At 71.3% G+C, this 18,170-nt stretch carries 18 protein-coding genes; 6 read left to right on the forward strand and 12 right to left on the reverse strand.

Annotation, left to right across the window (positions count from 1 at the left end; genetic code table 11):
• Positions 1 to 60 precede the first annotated feature (60 nt).
• Both ACIQWX_RS44350 and ACIQWX_RS44355 read right to left on the reverse strand, forming a co-directional pair.
• Positions 61 to 759, reverse strand: a complete 699-nt coding sequence (locus ACIQWX_RS44350) for a heavy metal-binding domain-containing protein (RefSeq protein WP_400884639.1) — start codon at positions 757 to 759, stop codon at positions 61 to 63.
• On the reverse strand, positions 760 to 1,788 hold the full coding sequence (locus ACIQWX_RS44355; protein ID WP_400884642.1) for a carbohydrate kinase family protein: 1,029 nt from the start codon (positions 1,786 to 1,788) through the stop codon (positions 760 to 762). It abuts the gene before it with no gap.
• A 113-nt stretch (positions 1,789 to 1,901) separates the two neighbouring features.
• Between ACIQWX_RS44355 and ACIQWX_RS44360 the strand changes: the two genes are divergently transcribed.
• The gene (locus ACIQWX_RS44360; protein ID WP_400884644.1) at positions 1,902 to 2,645 is read left to right on the forward strand and encodes a DeoR/GlpR family DNA-binding transcription regulator; all 744 of its coding nucleotides are present in this window, start codon (positions 1,902 to 1,904) and stop codon (positions 2,643 to 2,645) included.
• Positions 2,642 to 3,922, forward strand: coding sequence for a 6-phospho-beta-glucosidase (locus tag ACIQWX_RS44365; protein ID WP_400884647.1), 1,281 nt, complete (start codon positions 2,642 to 2,644; stop codon positions 3,920 to 3,922). The genes ACIQWX_RS44360 and ACIQWX_RS44365 overlap by 4 nt, the downstream gene beginning before the upstream one ends.
• On the opposite strand, the gene ACIQWX_RS44370 is transcribed toward ACIQWX_RS44365, so the two are convergent.
• Entirely contained in the window at positions 3,910 to 4,644 is a 735-nt protein-coding gene (locus ACIQWX_RS44370) for a nucleotidyltransferase domain-containing protein (RefSeq protein ID WP_400884650.1), read from the reverse strand. The two genes, ACIQWX_RS44365 and ACIQWX_RS44370, sit on opposite strands and share 13 nt — an antisense overlap.
• A 10-nt stretch (positions 4,645 to 4,654) precedes the next feature.
• The gene (locus ACIQWX_RS44375; RefSeq protein ID WP_400884653.1) at positions 4,655 to 5,362 is read right to left on the reverse strand and encodes an SDR family NAD(P)-dependent oxidoreductase; all 708 of its coding nucleotides are present in this window, start codon (positions 5,360 to 5,362) and stop codon (positions 4,655 to 4,657) included.
• A gap of 171 nt (positions 5,363 to 5,533) precedes the next feature.
• Between ACIQWX_RS44375 and kstD the strand changes: the two genes are divergently transcribed.
• Complete coding sequence (gene kstD, locus ACIQWX_RS44380; protein ID WP_400884656.1) at positions 5,534 to 7,252, forward strand: 3-oxosteroid 1-dehydrogenase; 1,719 nt, start codon at positions 5,534 to 5,536, stop codon at positions 7,250 to 7,252.
• Here the strand turns inward: kstD and ACIQWX_RS44385 are convergent.
• The gene (locus tag ACIQWX_RS44385) at positions 7,249 to 8,151 is read right to left on the reverse strand and encodes an alpha/beta fold hydrolase (protein ID WP_400884658.1); all 903 of its coding nucleotides are present in this window, start codon (positions 8,149 to 8,151) and stop codon (positions 7,249 to 7,251) included. The genes kstD and ACIQWX_RS44385 overlap by 4 nt on opposite strands.
• Positions 8,152 to 8,202: 51 nt before the next feature.
• On the opposite strand from ACIQWX_RS44385, the gene ACIQWX_RS44390 reads away from it, so the two are divergent.
• A complete protein-coding gene (locus ACIQWX_RS44390) occupies positions 8,203 to 8,775 on the forward strand; it encodes a TetR/AcrR family transcriptional regulator (RefSeq protein ID WP_400884660.1) in 573 nt (190 codons plus the stop codon).
• Here the strand turns inward: ACIQWX_RS44390 and ACIQWX_RS44395 are convergent.
• The 5 genes from ACIQWX_RS44395 to ACIQWX_RS44415 all read right to left on the reverse strand — a co-directional run bounded on the left by ACIQWX_RS44395 (position 8,772) and on the right by ACIQWX_RS44415 (position 15,615).
• A complete protein-coding gene (locus ACIQWX_RS44395; RefSeq protein WP_400884663.1) occupies positions 8,772 to 9,794 on the reverse strand; it encodes an LLM class flavin-dependent oxidoreductase in 1,023 nt (340 codons plus the stop codon). The genes ACIQWX_RS44390 and ACIQWX_RS44395 overlap by 4 nt on opposite strands.
• Before the next feature lie 15 nt (positions 9,795 to 9,809).
• Complete coding sequence (locus ACIQWX_RS44400; protein ID WP_400884664.1) at positions 9,810 to 10,994, reverse strand: Glu/Leu/Phe/Val dehydrogenase dimerization domain-containing protein; 1,185 nt, start codon at positions 10,992 to 10,994, stop codon at positions 9,810 to 9,812.
• Positions 10,991 to 11,590: a TetR/AcrR family transcriptional regulator gene (locus tag ACIQWX_RS44405; RefSeq protein WP_400884666.1), complete on the reverse strand. Its 600-nt coding sequence runs from the start codon at positions 11,588 to 11,590 to the stop codon at positions 10,991 to 10,993. The genes ACIQWX_RS44400 and ACIQWX_RS44405 overlap by 4 nt, the downstream gene beginning before the upstream one ends.
• Before the next feature lie 22 nt (positions 11,591 to 11,612).
• A complete protein-coding gene (locus ACIQWX_RS44410) occupies positions 11,613 to 12,452 on the reverse strand; it encodes a hypothetical protein (protein WP_400884668.1) in 840 nt (279 codons plus the stop codon).
• A 1,477-nt stretch (positions 12,453 to 13,929) separates the two neighbouring features.
• Positions 13,930 to 15,615 (reverse strand): TIGR03086 family metal-binding protein, encoded by a 1,686-nt coding sequence (locus ACIQWX_RS44415; protein ID WP_400884669.1) that lies wholly within the window; start codon positions 15,613 to 15,615, stop codon positions 13,930 to 13,932.
• An 88-nt stretch (positions 15,616 to 15,703) separates the two neighbouring features.
• On the opposite strand from ACIQWX_RS44415, the gene ACIQWX_RS44420 reads away from it, so the two are divergent.
• Positions 15,704 to 16,333 carry a TetR/AcrR family transcriptional regulator gene (locus tag ACIQWX_RS44420; RefSeq protein WP_400884671.1) on the forward strand — a complete coding sequence of 210 codons (630 nt, stop codon included), beginning with the start codon at positions 15,704 to 15,706 and terminating at the stop codon, positions 16,331 to 16,333.
• A gap of 96 nt (positions 16,334 to 16,429) precedes the next feature.
• On the opposite strand, the gene ACIQWX_RS44425 is transcribed toward ACIQWX_RS44420, so the two are convergent.
• Positions 16,430 to 16,627 (reverse strand): hypothetical protein, encoded by a 198-nt coding sequence (locus tag ACIQWX_RS44425; protein WP_400884673.1) that lies wholly within the window; start codon positions 16,625 to 16,627, stop codon positions 16,430 to 16,432.
• 31 nt (positions 16,628 to 16,658) lie between these two features.
• Here ACIQWX_RS44425 and ACIQWX_RS44430 point away from each other — a divergent pair, with 31 nt between their 5' ends.
• Entirely contained in the window at positions 16,659 to 17,336 is a 678-nt protein-coding gene (locus ACIQWX_RS44430; protein ID WP_400884674.1) for a hypothetical protein, read from the forward strand.
• A gap of 72 nt (positions 17,337 to 17,408) precedes the next feature.
• Here ACIQWX_RS44430 and ACIQWX_RS44435 read toward each other — a convergent pair whose 3' ends face one another.
• A complete protein-coding gene (locus tag ACIQWX_RS44435) occupies positions 17,409 to 18,146 on the reverse strand; it encodes a trypsin-like serine peptidase (protein WP_400884676.1) in 738 nt (245 codons plus the stop codon).
• Positions 18,147 to 18,170 lie beyond the last annotated feature (24 nt).

Consider the following 18,170-nt stretch of genomic DNA (forward strand, 5'->3'; position numbering starts at 1 on the left):
ATCGTGGCACGGATCCGCGGCCGAGCGAGGCGACGAGTGGGTATGTCCGGAAGGTCGCGATCAGCCCAGCGGGAGGACGCCTTGCGTGGCCGTCGGCGCCGTGCCTGCGCCGCACCGGGCGATCGCCGTGCCGAACACGCTTGCCACCGCCGTTGCTCCCGTGTTGCCCAACGCCCACGCGCGCAGCGTCGTCGACGTCACCAGCCCGCCGTCCGCGCCCGACTCCGCCACGGCGGTCCCGAACTCCGCGCGGGCCCTCGCTCGGACCTGCGTCACCAGCTCCGTCGGCATCGGTGCCTCCGTGCCCGGGCGGTCTGTCATCGCGAGGTCGTACGCCGTCGCGCCGTCGATGCCGATCGCCAGCGTCACCGGGACCCAGCCCGCCAGCAGCAGCTTCGCCACGTCCGGGCCGGACAGCCCCGTCGTGAACGGCCGGGCCGGGCGCTTGCCGCGGACCGCCCGGACCGCCGTGCCCAGCACGACGAACTCGCGGACCGCCGCGCTCACCCGGGTCACCGTGCACTCGATCGCCAGGACGCCGTCCGCGCCCAGCGCCGTCGCCTCCGCGCGCAGCCGGTCCAACGCCGTCGCGTAACCGCGGCGCAGGCCTGAAACCAGGTCGTCCGACTGCGCGACCACGCAGCCCATCACCTCGCCGACCGGCCGCAGCCCGACCGCTTCGGCGCTCACCGCGCCCGGCACCGACAGCAGGGACGTCCGCAGCCCCGACGTCGTGTAGCGGCCGGCGCGGGGGTGCACTCAGCGCCAGCTGTCGTCGCCGAAGCCGAGCGTCACCGGGCCGCGGCGGGACGTCTCGGCGATCGTCTCGGCCGGCAGGACGTCGTCGAGGAACGCGTAGTCCGGCAAGCGGGTGCGCGTGTGCCACTCGGCGATCTCGTGCCAGCCCGGTGCCGCGAGCGCGCCGCCGAAGTGCTGGACCGACAGGCTCGCCGTCAACCCCGCGAATCGGAGGCGGTCGGCCAGCGGCCAGCCGGTCAGGGTGGCGGCGACGAACCCCGCGCCGAAGACGTCGCCCGCGCCGGTCGCGTCGAGGACGTTCACCGGCAGCGCCGGGATGTCCGCCGTCTCGCCCGTGGTGCCGTCGACCGCGAGGACGCCCGCCGCGCCGCGGGTGATCACCGCGACCGGGACGTGGTCGGCGAGCTTCGCCAGCGCCGCTTCCGGGGTGTCCGTGCGGGTGTAGCGCATCGCTTCGACGTCGTTGGGCAGGAACGCGTGGCAGCAGGCCAGCTGGTCGAGCAGCGTCGCCGACCACGTCTCGGACGGGTCCCAGCCGACGTCGGCGAAGACGAGGCTGCCCGCCTGGTGCGCGGTGTGGACCCACTCGGCGGTGTCGAGGCCGATGTGCGCGACGGTCGCGCGGCTTCGCGGCGGACAGCCGGCCAGCTCGGCGACCGGGACGGGCGGCGGGTGGCCGTGGGTGATCATCGCGCGGTCGCCGGCGTAGGCCAGCGAGACCGTGACGGGGGAGTGCCACTCCGGGAACCGCCGCGACCGCGAGAGGTCGATGTGTTCCTGGCGGGACAGGACGTCCCAGCAGTAGCGCCCGTAGACGTCGGTGCCGAACGCGGCCGCCAGCGACGTCCGCAGCCCGAGGCGGCTCAGCGCGACCGCGAAGTTCGCGATGCCGCCCGGCCCGGAGCCCATGCCGCCCGTCCACACCTCCGTGCCCGGCGCCGGCGGGTGCTCGAGCCCGGTGAAGACCAGGTCGAAGAACAGCAGGCCGGACAGGAAGACATCGATGTCGGGTGCGGACTCAGCCGGCACGGGCGCCTCCAAGGATCGAGGATGCGCACGAGCGTGCTTCAGATGCGCGGAATGCGCAAGACCTGCGCAAACTCGATCGGCTGGTGAGCGGGTTTGACTGCTATCGTCCCGGCATGCTGCCCCAGCGTCGCCACGAGCTGATCCTGCGGACCCTCCGCGCGGAGGGCCCGGCGCCGGTCGGCGTGCTGGCCGAGCGGCTCGGCGTCAGCCAGGCCACCGTGCGCCGCGACCTGGTGCTCCTCGGCCGCGAAGGCCGGCTGACCCGCGTCTACGGCGGGGCGATGGCGGCCGGCGACGAGCCGTTCGCGCGCGTGGCCGCCGAGCGGGCCGACGAGAAGGACGCCGTCGCCCGGCGCGCGGCGGACCTGGTCTGCGACGGCGACACGGTGCTCCTCGACATCGGCACCACCGCGCACCGGCTCGCGCGCCACCTGCGTGACCGCGCGCTGACGGTGATCACCAGCAGCCTCGCCGTCTACGAAGAGCTGAAGGACGCCGACGACGTCCAGCTCGTCCTCCTCGGCGGCGTGGTCCGGCGCAGCTACCACTCGATGGTGGGTTTCCTGACCGAGGACGCGCTGCGGCAAGTGCGCGCCGGGACGGTGTTCTTGAGCACCAGCGGTGTCCGCGGCGACGGGCACGTCATGGACTCGACCGTCGTCGAGGTGCCGGTCAAGCGGGCGATGGTCGCCGCGGCCGACCGCGTGGTGCTGCTCGCCGACGCCGGCAAGTTCCCCGGCACCGGGCTGGCCCGGGTGTGCGGGCCGGACGCGCTCGACGTCGTCGTCACGACACCGGGAGCCGACGAGCCGACCTGCGCGACCCTGCGCGAGGCCGGGGTGGAGGTGCTGCGGTGAGGCTCGCGATCCTGGGCGGCGGCGGGTTCCGCGTGCCGCTGGTGCACGGCGCGCTCCTGGCCGACGGCGGCGTCACCGAGCTTGTGCTGCACGACGTCGACGCCGGGCGGCTGGCGGCGATCGAGCGGGTCCTGGCCGAGCAGGCGGACGGCGTGGCGAACGCGCCTCGGGTGCGCACGACCACCGACCTGGCCGCCGCACTGTCCGATGTGGACTTCGTGTTCTCCGCGATCCGGGTGGGAGGCTTGGGCGGGCGCCGGCTGGACGAGCGGATCGCGCACGCGGAAGGCGTGCTGGGACAGGAGACCGTCGGGGCGGGCGGGATCGCGTACGGGCTGCGGACGGTCCCGGTCGCCGTCTCCCTCGCCCGGACGATCGCCGAGCTGGCGCCGCGCGCGTGGGTCATCAACTTCACCAACCCCGCCGGGATGGTCACCGAAGCGATGGCCGCGCACCTCGGCGGCCGCGTGCTCGGCATCTGCGACTCGCCGGTCGGGCTGTGCCGCCGTGTCGCGCGGGCACTGGGGATCGACCCGGCGACGGCGTGGTTCGACTACGCGGGCCTCAACCACCTGGGCTGGCTGCGTGCGGTCCAGGTCGGCGGGTCGGACGTTCTGCCGGAGCTGCTGGCCAACACCGATGCCCTCGAATCCTTTGAGGAGGGCAAGCTCTTCGGGGCGGACTGGTTGCGCGCGCTCGGCGCGTTGCCCAACGAGTATCTGCACTATTACTACTTCGCGCGCGAAGCCGGCGGTTCGGCGTCACGCGGTGCTCAGCTATTGGAGCAGCAACGCGGTTTCTACGCCGAACCTTCGCTGTCCTCTTGGGAGCGAACGCGGTTGGAGCGCGAAGCGACGTACATGGCCGAGACGCGCGAAGGAGAACGTGACGATCTCGAAGGCGGCGGCTACGAGCACGTCGCGCTGGCGTTGATGCGGGCCATCGCCCACGGCGAGCGGACGACGCTGATCCTCAACGTGCGCAACGGATCCGCGCTCCCGGGCGTGCCGTCGGACGCGGTCGTCGAGGTGCCGTGCGTGGTCGACGCGAACGGCGCGCGGCCGCTCGCGGCCGGGCCGCTCGCCGACCACGAACTGGGGCTGGTGACGGCGGTCAAGGCCGTCGAGCGGGCGACGATCGAAGCCGCGACGACCGGTTCCCGCGAGGCGGCGCTGCGGGCGTTCGCGCTGCACCCGCTGGTCGATTCGGTGTCCGTGGCACGGCGGCTGCTCGACGCCTACGTCGCCGCGCACCCGGAACTCGCTTACCTGGCTTGAGTGATCTCGCGCAGGAGCGGCGCCAACCGCTGAGCCAATTCGGGGTCGACGTGCTCGATTTCGCCGATGAACAGCTCGGCGACGGCGTGGAAAGCCTGGCCGACCTCGTCGAGGCCGCCGACGAGCGTGGCCTCGAAGGGCTTTGTGATCTCAGCGGGCAGCCGGTCCAGGCCGCGGCCCTCGACCGCCGGGACGTCGTGACGCAGGCAGGCCAGCGCCAGCGCGTACTCACGGACGCGGCCGATCATGTACTCGGCCTGCCAGCCGCGGCCGCGTTCGATGCTCGACCGCGCGTGCAGGGCGTGCAGCCAGGCCAGATCGATCAGCCGGTGCGCGTCCGGTGGCGGGGTCGCCGGGCGGTCCTGGGGTGTGCCGAACAAGAGCCGGAACTTCGGCGTGGTCGCGCCGAAGTCCGCGGCCGGCCAGAACGCGAGGTCGACCTCCAACGTGTTCGCCAGCAGGAAGACCCGGAACACGGTCCGCTCGAAGACGACGTCCATGTGGTGCACCGCGGCGTGATCGCGGTACATCTGCGTGGTGAAGTCCGCGAGCACCGGCCCGGGGTCGCCGTCGACGGCGAAGGCGAGGTCGATGTCCGACCACGCGTCTTCGGCGCCGAGCGCGGCCGAGCCGGTGAGCGCGGCGCCGGTGACGCGCTCGTCCGACCGGGCCGCGTCGACCAGGGTGTCGCGGAGCAGGGTCCGGTCCTCCGGGGTGAACACGATCCCCAGGCTAGACCGCGGCCATCGCGGTGAACTCCGCTTCGGCCTCCGTCCGGTCGGTGTACAGCGCCCACGCCGTGTCCGCGATGTCGTCCGGGTTCAGCGTTCCGACGGTGAACCCGTGGTCCTGGGACGTGAACTCCCGGTGGATGTCGCCGCGCTCGATGAGGCCGCCGATCGTCAACGCGCCCGCGTAGACGCCGGTTTCGTGCAGGGCCGCGTGCAGCGTCAGGACGTACATGCGCAGCGCCGCCGACGCCGGCGCGAGGCTGCCGAGCATCGGCATCGGGTACTTGCCGCTCAGGCCGCCGGCGAACAGCAGCGCGCCCGAACCGCGTTCGAGCATGCGGGGCAGGACCGCTTCGACGAGCCTCGCCGCCGGGACCACGATCGACTCGAACGGCGCGCGCACGACGTCGGCACCCGCTTCGGTCAGCGGGACGGGACGGGGACCGGAGAGGTCCGCCGGGCCGAAGTACACCGTGTCGATCTCACCGGCGTCGGCTTCGATGCGCGCTAGAACGGCTTTCAGTTCGGCGGGGTCGGTCACGTCCGCTGCGTACGTGTGCGTAGTGCCGCCCACGGACTCGCGGTAGCTCGCGTGTCGGGTGTCGGTGCGCGAAACCAGCGCCGTCGTGAAGCCTTCGCGACCGAAGCGGCGGGCGATCGACAAGCCGAGCCCCGGGCCGGCCCCCAGGACGGCGATCACTTTGGACAAAAGATCCTCCTCGGATTAACTTGAGACTGTTCTCAACTTAGTCACAACTTGAGGGCGCCGTCAACTTGGTGCGGCGAATGTCGTCATGGGTTCGGACCAGTGGCCTACCGGGCTGCTCCAAGCGGGTAGAACCTGTTCCAGTTTCCGGAGTGGACCGACACGATGTGCGCCATGGATGCCGAGCTGACCCGCCGCCAGATCCTGCGCGGCACCGCTTTGGGCGTGGGCCTCGCCATGACGCCCGGGCTCGCGAACGCCGCGGTTGCTGCCGCCGAGTACGACGTCGTCGTGGTCGGCGCGGGTGCCGCCGGGATGACCGCGGCGCTGACGGCGGCCAAGCGCGGGCTCAGCGTCGTCGTCCTGGAGAAGGCGCCGACGTTCGGCGGGTCCGCGGCGCGCTCCGGCGCGGGCATCTGGATCCCGAACAACCCGGTGCTGCTCGCCGCCGGCGTGCCGGACACCCCGGCCAAGGCCGCGCAGTACCTCGCCGCCGTCGTCGGACCGGACGTCCCGGCCGCGCGCCAGGACGCGTTCCTGCGCAACGGACCCGCGATGATCGCGTTCGTCATGGCCAACAGCCCGCTGCGGTTCCGCTGGATGGAGGGCTACAGCGACTACTACCCCGAGCTGCCGGGCGGGCTGCCGAACGGCCGCTCGATCGAGCCGGACCAGTTCGACGGCAACCTGCTCGGCGCGGAGCTGGCGAACCTGAACCCGCCGTACCTCGCCACGCCGGCCGGGATGGTCGTGTTCAGCGCCGACTACAAGTGGCTGAACCTGGCGGCGGTCAACGCGAAGGGCGCCGCGGTCGCCGCCGCGTGCCTCGCGCGCGGAACGGCGGCCGCGCTGGCCGGGCAGAAACCGCTCACCATGGGGCAGTCGCTCGCCGCGGGCCTGCGCGTCGGCCTGCAGCGGGCGAACGTCCCGGTGCTGCTGAACACGCCGTTGCTCGACCTGAACGTCGAAAACGGGGCTGTGACGGGGGTTCTGACGCCGAACGGGCTCGTACGGGCGCGGCGCGGCGTCATTGTCGGGTCGGGCGGGTTCGAGCACAACGCGGCGATGCGCGCGCAGTACCAGCGGCAGCCGATCGGCACCGCGTGGACGGTCGGCGCGAAGGAGAACACCGGCGACGGCCACCGCGCCGGGCAGCGGGCGGGCGCGGCGCTGGACCTGATGGACGACGCGTGGTGGGGCCCGGCCATCCCGATCCCGGGCGACCCGTACTTCTGCCTGGCCGAACGGACGCTGCCCGGCGGGCTGATCGTCAACCAGGCGGGCAAGCGGTTCGTCAACGAGGCCGCGCCCTACAGCGACGTCGTACACGTGATGTACGACAAGAACCCGACGGCGCCCGACATCCCGGCGTGGCTGGTCGTCGACCAGAACTACCGGAACAAGTACCTGTTCCGCGACACGTTGCCGCTGCTGCCGCTGCCGGACGCGTGGTACTCGGCGGGCGCGGTGTACAAGGCGTCGAGCATCCAGGCGCTGGGCTCGGCGATCGGCGTGCCGCCGGCCGCGCTGAAGTCCACAGTGGACCGCTTCAACGGCTTCGCGTGGTCCGGTGTGGACGGTGACTTCCGCCGCGGCGCGAGCGCGTACGACCACTACTACACCGACCCGCTGGTGCTGCCGAACTCGTGCCTGGCGCCGCTGTGGGCCCCGCCGTTCTACGCGTTCAAGATCGTCCCGGGCGACCTCGGCACGAAGGGCGGCATGCGCACGGACGCCCGCGCCCGCGTGCTCCGCCCGGACGGCTCGGTGATCCCGGGCCTGTACGCCGCGGGCAACGCGAGCGCGGCGGTGATGGGCCACAGCTACGCGGGCGCCGGCTCGACGATCGGCCCGGCGATGACGTTCGGCTTCGTCGCCGGGAACGACGTCTAACGCTCGATGAAGGCGGTCACCGCGGCCACGACGGCGTCGGGCTGTTCGTCGGGGATGAAGTGCCCGGCTTGCGAGATGACGGCGCCGGTCACGTTGTCCGCCCAGGGGCCGAGAGAAGCGGCCATGTCGGGGATCGAGCCGTGGGAGCCGGAAATGCCCAGCACCGGGACGGTCAAGTGCCGCCGTGCGAGGGCGTCGCGGTTCTTGCGCGCGGATTCCGCGGCATCTCGGTAGTAGGCGAGCGACGCCCGGATGCCCCCTTCGGCCGCGATCGCGGCGGCGTAGTGGTCGATTTCGGTGCTGTCGAACGTGTTCGGGGACAGTGCTTTGGCCGTCAGGAACCAGCCGACGTAGTCGCGTTCGCGACCGGCGAGCAGCGTCTCGGGGAGGTCGGGCACCAGGTGGAACGCGAAGTGCCAGGTCTTCCAGGCCCGCTCGGGATCGGTGGGGATGGCTTCCGGGAGCGTGATCCCGGGAATGCCGGCGTCGAGCAGGGCGACACCGTGCAGGCGCTCTTCGTGCTCCAGCGCTAGCGAAAAGGCGACCCAGGCCCCGATGTCGTGGGCGACGAGCCAGTACTTCGACACGTCGAGCGCGGTCAACGCGGTCTGGACGCGCGAAGCGACGGTGTGCGTGTCGTAGCTGCCGTGCGGGCGCTCGGAATGGCCTTGCCCGGGCAGGTCGACGGCGATCACGCGGAACCGCTCGGCGAGGCCCGGCATCGCTTTGCGCCAGGCCCACCAGGTCTGCGGGAACCCGGCGAGCAGGACGACGGCGGGGCCGGCCTGCTGACCGCCTTCCACGGCGTGCAGCCGGACGCCGTCCGCGTCGATCCAGCGGTGGGTGAAGCTCGCGAGGTCGTGCAGCGGCAAATCGGAGATCGTGGCGGCGTCGGTCATGTCACCACCCTACGCATCTTGAACTGTCTGGTTCAAGATACGATGGGCACCATGGCGGGGAAGAAGCAGTTCGACGTGGACACCGTGCTCGACGCGGCGATGACCCAGTTTTGGCGAGCCGGGTACGCCGAGACGTCACTCGACGACCTTTCCGCCGCGACCGGGTTGAACCGCAGCTCCATCTACTCCTCGCTCGGCGACAAGGAGGCGCTCTACCTGCGCTGCCTGGACCGCTACGCCACGCGCTACGGGGAAAAGTACGATGAGGCCCTTTCGAGCGCGTCCGAGGAGCCGGTGCGGGCGATCCGGGAGTTCTTCGAAGTCACGCTGGACCGCATCGCGGACCCCGGCCTGCCGGACGGCTGCCTGGTCGCCCAGACCGCGATGGCGATTCCGGTGCTGAGCCCCGCCATCGCCGCGCGCGCGGTCGAAGCGGTGGGCTTCCAGCGCGCGCGGCTGCGGACCGCCTTGGGCACCACGAAGGCCGCTGACGACCTCGCCGTTCACCTCGCGGCCGTCAACCAGTCGCTGGCCGTGATGAGCCGGGCCGGGGCGAGCCGGGAGCAGCTCCGCGCGATAGTCGACGTCAGCCTCGGTGCGCTTTCACGGGCGTTATCCGCCTAGAACTCCTTTTCCACCAACGGGAGCACCTGCGTGCCGAGCAGTTCGATGGCGCGCATGACGTCCTTGTGCGGCACACCCGACCAGTCCATCTGCAGGGCGTACCGGTCGGCGCCGGTGAGCTTGCCGACGGTGATCAGCCGGTTGGCGATCTCCTGCGGGCTGCCCACGAACAGCGCCTGCGCGTTGTGCGTGTACTGGTCGTACTCCGCGCGGGTCGGGACCGCCCAGCCGCGGGCTTTCGCGCCGTACTTCATCGTCTCGAGCCAGTACGGGTAGAAGGTTTCCTTGGCGTCCTGGGACTTTTCGGCGATGAAGCCGATGGCGCTCATGGTGACGTGCAGGTCCTTCTGGTCGCCCGCTTCGCCGGCTTGGCGGTAGAGGTCGACCAGCGGGGCGAAGCGCTCGGGCCGGCCGCCGATCACGGCGTAGACCACGGGCAGGCCCAGCAGCCCGGCGCGGATCGACGATTCGGGGTTGCCGCCGGTGCCGATCGAGACGCGCAGGTGCTCGCCGTACGGGCGGGGCAGGATGCGCGCGTTCTCGAGGGGCGGGCGGAACTTGCCGGACCAGGTGAGCGGGTCTTCGCGGTCGATGTGCAGGAGGAGGGCGAGCTTCTCCTCGAACAGCTCGTCGTAGTCGCCGAGGTCGTTGCCGAAGAGCGGGAAGGACTCGGTGAACGACCCGCGGCCGGCGAGCAGCTCGGCGCGGCCGTGGCTGAGCTGGTCGAGCGTGGTGAACTGCTGGTAGACGCGGACGGGGTCCTCGGTGCTCAGCACGGTCACGGCGGAGCTGAGGGTGATCTGGTTCGTGATGCTCGCCGCGGCGGCCAGGACCGTGCCCGGGCTGGAGATCGCGTACTGGTCGAGGTGGTGCTCGCCGAGGCCGTAGAAGCCGAGGTCCAGCTCGTCGGCGAGCTTGATCCGCTCGAGGGTGTTGGTCAGCGTCTGCGCGACGGACGGCTGCTCGCCGGTGCGGGGGTCCGGCGCGCGGTCGCCGAAGCTGTAGATGCCGAGTTTCATAGAGCGTTCAACTATCTAGGGGGTCGATTCGTTCCCGAAGCGGGTCTGGATGGCTTCGAGATTCTTCTCCGACAACTGCAGCGCGGCGGCGCGCAGGCTGAGGCCGTCGAGGGTGGCGCGCTCGAACATCGCCGTCACGAGGTCGCGCATCCGGGTGCGGACCTTGCCGAAGGCCTCGTCGGCGTCCGCGCGGACGTCGCCGAACAGCGTCCACCACCACCAGGAGTTGGTCGCCGAGTTGGCCACGAAGTCCGGCAGCACCCGGATCCCGCGAGCGCCGAGCAGCTCCTCGGCGTCCGCCGTCACGGGCATGTTCGCGGCTTCGACGACGAGCTTCGCGCCGATCCCGGCCTGGTTGTCGCTGTCGATGCAGTACGAGACGGCCGCCGGGACGAGGACCTCGGCCGGCACGTCGAGCCACGCCTCCGGCGGCCGGAGCTCGTCACCCGGGCGGAGGTGGTCGCGGTCGATGCCGCCGAAGCGGTCGCGGTGCCGCAGGAGGTGCTCGACGTCGAGACCGGCCGGGTTCACCACGACGCCGCGCACGTCCGAGACGCCGACGACCCGCAGCCCGGCCTCGGCGAGGAACCGCGCGGTGGCGCCGCCCATCGAGCCGAACCCCTGGACGACCACGCGGTTCGGCCCGTCGAGGCCCAGCAGTTCGAGGCCGGTGAGCGTGGCCTGGGCGACGCCGAGGCCGCCGACCAGCTCGTCGAGCCCGAGGCCGCCGACCTCTATGCGGAAGGCGTCGGCCAGCCGTTCGGTCGCGGCGTCGCGGTCTTCGAGCAGCGGGTAGACCGCCTGGACGGAGCTGAGCAGGCCGATTTCCTCGATGACGCCGTCGATGACGTCTTGGCGCAGGCCGAGGTCCTCGCCCATGGTCCAGTAGCGTTCGATGAGCGGCCGCATGGCGTGCAGGTAGCGGGCGACGACGTCGCGAGCGCGCTCGTCGTACGGGTCGAAGTCGATGCCGCCCTTGGCGCCGCCGAGCGGGACGTACCGGCCGTCGGGGTCGTAGTTGAGGCCTTCTTTGAGCGTCATGCCCCGGGCCAGGCCGCGCACTTCGAAGAGTGTGCAGCCGCGGCGCATCCGGAGGCCGCCGCTGGCGACGCCGCGGACCAGCCGGTCGATGACCAGGTAGCCGCGACATCCGGTGACGGGGTCGGTCCACGCGACTTCGAGCAGGGCCGGTGCGGTCATCGGACCTCCGCGGTCAGCGCCAGTTCGTGGGCGAGGGCCTGCTCGACCCACCGGTCGCAGTCGTCGGCGGTGACGGTGCCTTCGCGGGCGACGAACTGCACGGCGAGCCCGTCGAGCAGGGCGGTCAGCCGCCAGGCGGCGCCGTGCGGGTCGGGGCACCGGAATTCGCCGGCGGCAACCCCTTCGGTGATGAGCGAGACGACGGCGTCGCGCCACCGCAGGTCGAGCCGCTGGACGACGGCCCGCAGCTCGGCATCCCGCATCGCGGCAGCGCCGGCTTCGATCCAGAGGTGCCAGCCGGCGGTCGGCTTGGTGGGGCCGTAAAGGGCGAGGACCGCGCGCAGTCGTTCACCGACGGGGCCGTCCTGCGCGAGTTCGTCGCGCAGGACGGCGAGATTGCGCTCGGCCGCGTGCCGGAAGGCCTCGATGACGAGGCGTTCGAGGGTGCCGAAGTGGTAGAAGACGAGCGCGGTGCTGACACCGAGGGAGTGCGCGACATCGGCGGCCCGGACCCCGGCGATGCCCCGCCGCCGGACTTGGTCGAGCACGGCGACCAGGATCTCTTCCCGCCGGACGGCGACCTCCTTGCGCTTCATGGGCCAACGGTACCCGGGCGCGTCAGCACCGCAGTTCGGTGACGAGCGCCCGCAGCCAGGGGCCGGCGATGGCGGGTTCGGCGGAGATGGTCCGCACGAGCAGATCCCGTGTCGTCGCGGACCGCCCGGCATCGACGAGCGCGAAGGCCTCGGCGAGCGCGCGCCGGGTCGCCTTGCCGTGGTCGGGCGTCCGGACGGTCTCGTCGGTCCACCGTTGCCGCGGGAAGGAGGGGGTCAGTTTCGGCTGGTGGTCACCGAAGTAGGACCAGACGTCCCGCGCGAGCGAGACGTTCCGCACCGCGGCGGCTGGCAGTTCCCGCGTCCAGCCGGCGTCTTCCTGCCAGCGCCAGGCATCGGGTCGGACGGGCTGCCGCAGGGTGACGCCGAGGAACCGCAGCTTGCGCCGGATGACGTGCCAGGCTTCGCGTTCGTCGTCGATCCAGTCCCGAAGCCGGAGGTAGAGCTCGGTGAAGGTCTCGCCTTCGAAGACGAGATCGACGAAAACAGTGGGCCGGGTCCCGCGCGCGAGTTCGCAAGGGGTGATGCCGTTTTCGGCGAGGTTGTCCCGAAGGGTTCGGACGTCTCGGCGGCTGTAGGCCAGTCGCGGTTTCAGCGAGACGGGCAGCTGGTGGACGCGGTCGTGCCAGGAGGTGCGTTCGAGGGCGCCGCCGAGGAGGTCGTGCATGCTGTCGAGCGAGCGGCCGACGAAGTGGAGTTCGCCGTCGCCGCACCGGGCGAGGACTTTCGCGGTGGCTTCGGTGAGGTCTTCGAGGAACCAGAGGTGGGGTTTTTCGGTGCGGTCCAGGAGCGTCCCGACCTGGTCGGGACGCACGAGGTCCCAGCGGAACGGTCGGTTCGTCATGGGGGACAGGGTAAGGGCGGTTTTTGTTTGGGGGCAAAGGGTTTTCGGGTGGTTAATCGGTTGCTTCCGCGGTCGGTTTTGTTGGTGGGTGCGCTGTCGTGGAACTGCTTGGGGTGCTGACGGTGGGGCCGGTAGCTGGTGTCGGGGGTCGGGAGGGGTTGTGGGGGCACGGAATCTTGGCCCGTTGGAGGTGAGCTGTTTGGTGGGGGAGCTTGCGGCCGGGAACTTGGAGGCTGGGCTGCCCGTAGTTGGGAATCTGGCGAGCGGGAGGCCGGGCCTGGGAATCCCGACTCTGGGTATCCGATGGCTGGGATCAGGTAGTTGGGAAGCGGCGGTTGGGAACCGGCGGATGGGGAGCGTGTGGTTGGGGTCCGGCGGGTGGGAGGTGCGTGATTGGGATCCGGTGGGTGGGGAGTGCGTGGTTGGGATCTGGCGGGTGGGAATTGCGTGGATGGGAATCCCACCGCAGGGGACCAGGGGGCGGGAATGCGGTGGCCGGGCACCTGACGCTGGGAATGCGGCGGCTGGGTAGTCGGGGCTGGAGATCTGGCAGGCGCTGGCGACTGGGGAACCTCATGGGCCGGAACCGCTGCCCGGAAGCCAATGGCCGGTCGCCAGTGGCTGGGAACCGGCGGGCGCTGGCGTCCAGGCCCCGGGGGGTGGGGATCGGGTGGGTGGGAATCCGGCGGGTGGGAGGTCTGTGGTTGGGAATCCCATCGCCGGGAATCAGGCGGCGGGAGTGCGGTGGCCAGGGAGCCGGCGGCTGGGCATTTGGCGGGCATCGGCGGCCGGGGAACCTGAGAGGGGCGGGGAACGCGGTGACCGGGAGGCCAACGGCCGGTGGTCAATGGCTGCGAACTGGCGGCCGCCGGCGGCCGGGAATCCGGCGGCTGGCAACTCGGTAGGGGGAACCCCGGCAGAGGGGGCCGGAGGCTGAAATGTCCACGCGTGGGAATCCCACGGTCGGGATTCAGGGACTGGGGAAACGGCGGCCGGGTGGCCCGGTGGCCGGGAACTGGCGGGCGTTGGCGGGTGTGAATCCTGCGCTGGGAATCCGGTGGTGGGAATCCGGTGGTGGGAATTTGGCGGCTGGGCGGTCGGCGGGGAGGGCCGCGGCTGGGATCCGGTGGGCGGGAGCAGGGGAGGGCTGGGAATCCGGCAGGCGGGAACGCGCGGGCTGCGATCCGGTGGGCGAGAGCAGGGGACGGCTGGGAATCCGGTGGGCGGGTGGCCGGTGGCTGGGAGGTCCGTAGCCGGGATCTCAGCGCAGGGAACCGCGAGGCTCGGAATCCGGCAGGCGCGAACGCGGGAGCTGGGAATCCGGCGGGCGGGAAGCCGGAGGCCGGAAGTCCGCGGGTGGAAATCCCACCATCGGGAATCCAAGGCTGGGAATCCCGCCCCGAGCGATCTCGCGGCCGGAGGCAACGGCCATACCGGGGAGCCGCCCCCGCGGTCCCCGGTTTGAGCCGGTGGCCGGCTACGCCGTCCACTCCGGATTGCGGCCCAAGTAGCGCAGCAGCTTCGCCGCCGCGTCGTCTTCTTCCGAACCTTCCAGCGCTGGTGCGTAGGCGAAGCCTCGCAGCGGCTCGGCCAGTTCCCTCGCCACCGGCAGCAGCGCCTCCGCCAAGGACCGGGTCAACGGGGACTCCTGGCCCGTTGCCACCGCGATGTCCCATGCGTGGACCGCCGCGTCCAGTGCTGCCGCTCCCGCTGCTATCGGGGCCGGGAGGGCTCCCTGGGGCAGGGGCGTGGGTACCTCCGTCGCCGAGTGGGGGACCCCTGCGAACGCTGCCGCCGAGGCGGTCAGGGTCGGCTCCAGGAAGCCCAGTGCGTTCTCCAACGAGCCTGATGGGGCGAACGGGTTGAAGTTCGGGCCCGGCTCTCCCGTGATGAACGCCGCGTAGCCCTGCTGGTCGCCTCCTGCGTGGTGGATCACCTGGTTCACCGTCCACTCCGCGCACGGCGTCGGGAGGCCGCCGTCCGTTACGCCTGCCACCGCCTTGCGCAGGGCGTTGTGCGCCGCCGTCAGGACTGGCCACCGGTTCACGCTCGCGAAGAACCCGCGGATGTCCGCCACCAGGACCTCCGGGGCCTCGTGGGCCGCGTAGTGGCCCGCCGCGTCTCGGGGGCCTCCGCTTCCCGAGCGGGCGTCGTACGCGTTCCAGCTGACTATGTTCGCGTGGTCTCTTTCGGCGAACCTGCGGATCGACTGGAAGTCGCCCGCGAACATAGCCAGGGCCGTCGGGACCGTTGTCGGGCCCTCCGGGTGCGTTGTCGTGTGCGCGTCCTCGTAGTAGAAGCGGATCGACGAGCCGCCCGTGCCCGTCAGCCAGTACAGCGCCACGTTCGCGATGACGAAGTCCGCGTCGAGGTGCTCGCCGAACAGCTGGGCGTTCCACGCCAGCAGCGCCAGCGGGGAGTCGGCCAGTGCGAACGCCAGGGTGTGCGGCTGCTGGCTGTGCAACGTGTTGAAGGAGAACATGTTCTCGTAGAACCACTGCAGGTGCGCCAGCGCCGCCTGGTCGGCTTCGCTCAGGTCCGCCATCTCCGCCGGGTCGCCCGACGGGAACGAGAACAGCTGCGTGACGTGCACGCCGACCACCTTCTCCGGCGCCAGCCTGCCGATCTCCGGCGAGACCATCGAGCCCGCGTCGTTGCCCGCCGCGCCGTACGACTCGTAGCCGAGCCTGCTCATCAGCTCCGCCCACGCCGCCGCGGTGCGGTGCGTGCCCCAGCCCGCCGCCTTCGCCGGGCCCGAGAACCCGAAGCCCGGCAGCGACGGGATCACCAGGTGGAACGCCGGCTCGCCGGCCGACTCCGGCTCGGTCAGCGGGCCGATCACGTCGAGGTACTCGACGATCGAGCCCGGCCAGCCGTGCGTGAGCACCAGCGGCGTCGCGTCCGCCCGCGACGAGCGGACGTGCAGGAAGTGGATCGTCTCGCCGTCGATCTCCGTCACGAACTGCGGGTACGCGTTGAGCCGCTCCTCGAACGCCCGCCAGTCGAACTTCTCCAGCCAGTGCTCGGCCAGCGCGCGGACCCGCTCGTTCGTGACGCCGTACTCGGCGGGCAGGTCGTCCGGCCACAGCGCCCGCTGGAGACGGCCCCGCAGGTCGTCCAGGGCGGACTGGGGGATCTCGGCGCGGAACGGGCGAACGGTCATGGCTGGCTCCTCGATCAGAGTGGAACGGAATGCTTCGTTCCGAACTGTAGCAGACCGGAACGATCCGTTCCAGTGCTAATCTCCACGCATGCCCGAGACAGCCCTGCCCGGCCGCCGCGGCCAGGCCGCCCGCAACAACCTCGTCATCCTCGACGCCGCCCGCCACGTCTTCCTCTCCGACCCGAAGGCGCCGATCTCGCAGGTCGCCGAGCGCGCCGGGGTCGGGATCAGCGCCCTCTACCGCCGCTACCCGAGCAAGGAGCAGCTGCTCAGCCGGCTCTGCCACGACGGCTTGCGCACCTACATCGCCGAGGCCGAGGCCGCCGACGAAGAACCGGACGCCTGGACCGCGCTCACCGGCTTCCTCCAAAGGGTCGTGGACGCCGACGTCCACTCGCTGACCGTCCACCTCGCCGGCACGTTCACCCCGACCGAAGAGATGGGGGCCGACGCGCGCCGGGCCAACGAGCTGTCGGCGGGCCTCTTCGCGCGGGCGCGCGGGACCGGGCGCCTGCGCGAAGACGCCGTCACCGAAGACATCGGCATGATCCTCGAGTGCTGCGCGGCGATCCGCGTCGACGACCCGGAGCGCACCGGCCAGCTGCGCCGCCGGTACCTGGCGATGCTCGTCGAGGGGCTGGAAGCGGGAAAAGACCGCGCTCTGCCCGGTCCGCCGCCGCGTCCGGGTGAGATGAACGGCCGCTGGCGTCCGGCCTGACGGGCGTGCCGCGGCACACCCGGATGGCGGTAACGAATGTCGGGATTGTGACGACTGATCAGCGTCGGATGTCCAACGAATTCCACGCAGCACCAGTCAGAGCGGCATTCCCCGGACGAACAGCGAGACCACGACTATGCACAGACCCTGGCGACGGATCACGATCCTGTCCTCGGTGGCCGCACTGGCCACGGCGTTCACCGCGCTGGCGCCCGCCGCGCAGGCGGAAACGCCCACGAGTGCTGTCGCAGTCAGCACCACCACCGTGGTGCCGGGACAGACCTTCACGCTCACGCAAACCATTCACAACGACCGCGATTTCACGGTGACTTTCGCGAAGGGCGCCATTTACGGCACCCCGACCGCGATCGTCGACGTGGTCGACGTCGTGTCCTGCACCAACACGACGGCGGTCGGCTGCTTCCAGGCCGGCAGCAGCTACCGCGCCGCGTTCGGCGACCTCGAAGCGGGCGGCACGAAGACGACGGTGTGGACCCTGAAGGTCAAGGACACCGCGGCGCCCGGGCAGTTCACGCTGCAGCACCAGTTCGTGGGCGACAACTACAGCTTCGACACCCTCGACGGCCCCGTCATGACGGTCGCCAACCCGGCGACCCAGGCGGACGTCAAGGTCGCGCTCGCCGCGTCCGGCCACGGCGGCCTCAACGCGCGCATCGACTACACGGTGACCGTGACGAACAACGGCCCGGCGTCCGCGTCCGGAATCCGCGTGGTGGCAACGTATGCGTCGGGCCTGTCGTACGCGAGCGGCACCCACTGCGCCCGCGTCGGCACCACCCGGAACGTGAACTGCGACGTCGCGTCGCTGACGCCCGGCGCCTCGGTGACGGCGAAGTTCTCGGTCAACGGCGGCATGCTCGCGCTCGGCTCGTACACCACGACGGCGGTCCGCACCGCCAGCTCGCCGACGGATCCCAACGGCGCCAACGACAGCGCGTCGAAGACGTGCTCGGCGCTCACCGGGCTCATCGTGACCTGCTGAGGGTTCGCGAGAGGTGAACCGGGCTCGTGTCCTCCGCCAGGGACGCGGGCCCGGTTTGCGTCCGAAGCCGGTTCAGTCCGCCACGGACGCGTACAGCTTCGCGATGTCGTCGTCGAAGTACGCGCTGTAGGAGACGTCCGGGGTGTCGCCGCCGAGCTGGTAGCCGCCGATGACCCCGACCACCGCGCCGCCGGTGACCCACGGCCCGCCACTGGTGCCGTCCGGGAAACCGGGGCACGCGACGCGTTGTTGATAAGTGCCGGACCGCGTGGTCGTTCCGGTGCACACCACCGGGGAATCGGTCGTGTCGGGGTAGCCCGTCAGGGTGATCGTGTGGTCGAATCCGCGATCGGTGCCGAGGACGTTCGCGCCGGTGAGGCTTTCCAGCGACGCCGGATTCCCGTCCTGCCGGACGGTCAGGAACGCGAAATCCAGATCCGGGTCCGCCGAAGTCGTCCAGCCGTCCGCGACGGCGACCCCGGTGACCGTCCACATTCCCAACGGCGCCACACCGTCGCGATAGGACGGTGCGAAGGACATTCCGTCCTTGACGCAGTGCGCGGCCGTCAGCACCAGGTCGCCGCCGCCGGAATGCACGACGCTCGCCGTGCAGTAATGGCTCCCGTTCGCGAACAACGCGCCGACCGGGGAGACGGTTTTCGCCGGCGTGGAAGAAGTGGCGGGAGGTGACGTGGTGACCGCGGCGTAGGCGTCGTCGGCGGTCGTGTCCGTGCCGGCGACCAGGCCGGTGCCGAGCACCAGCACGGCCGCCGCGCCCGCGAGCGCGGGCCTGAGGAACTTGATCGCCACGGCTCCAGATCACCACACCGGAGC

Origin of the sequence: Amycolatopsis sp. NPDC098790 (assembly GCF_044759945.1) — a bacterium.
GTDB lineage: Bacteria > Actinomycetota > Actinomycetes > Mycobacteriales > Pseudonocardiaceae > Amycolatopsis.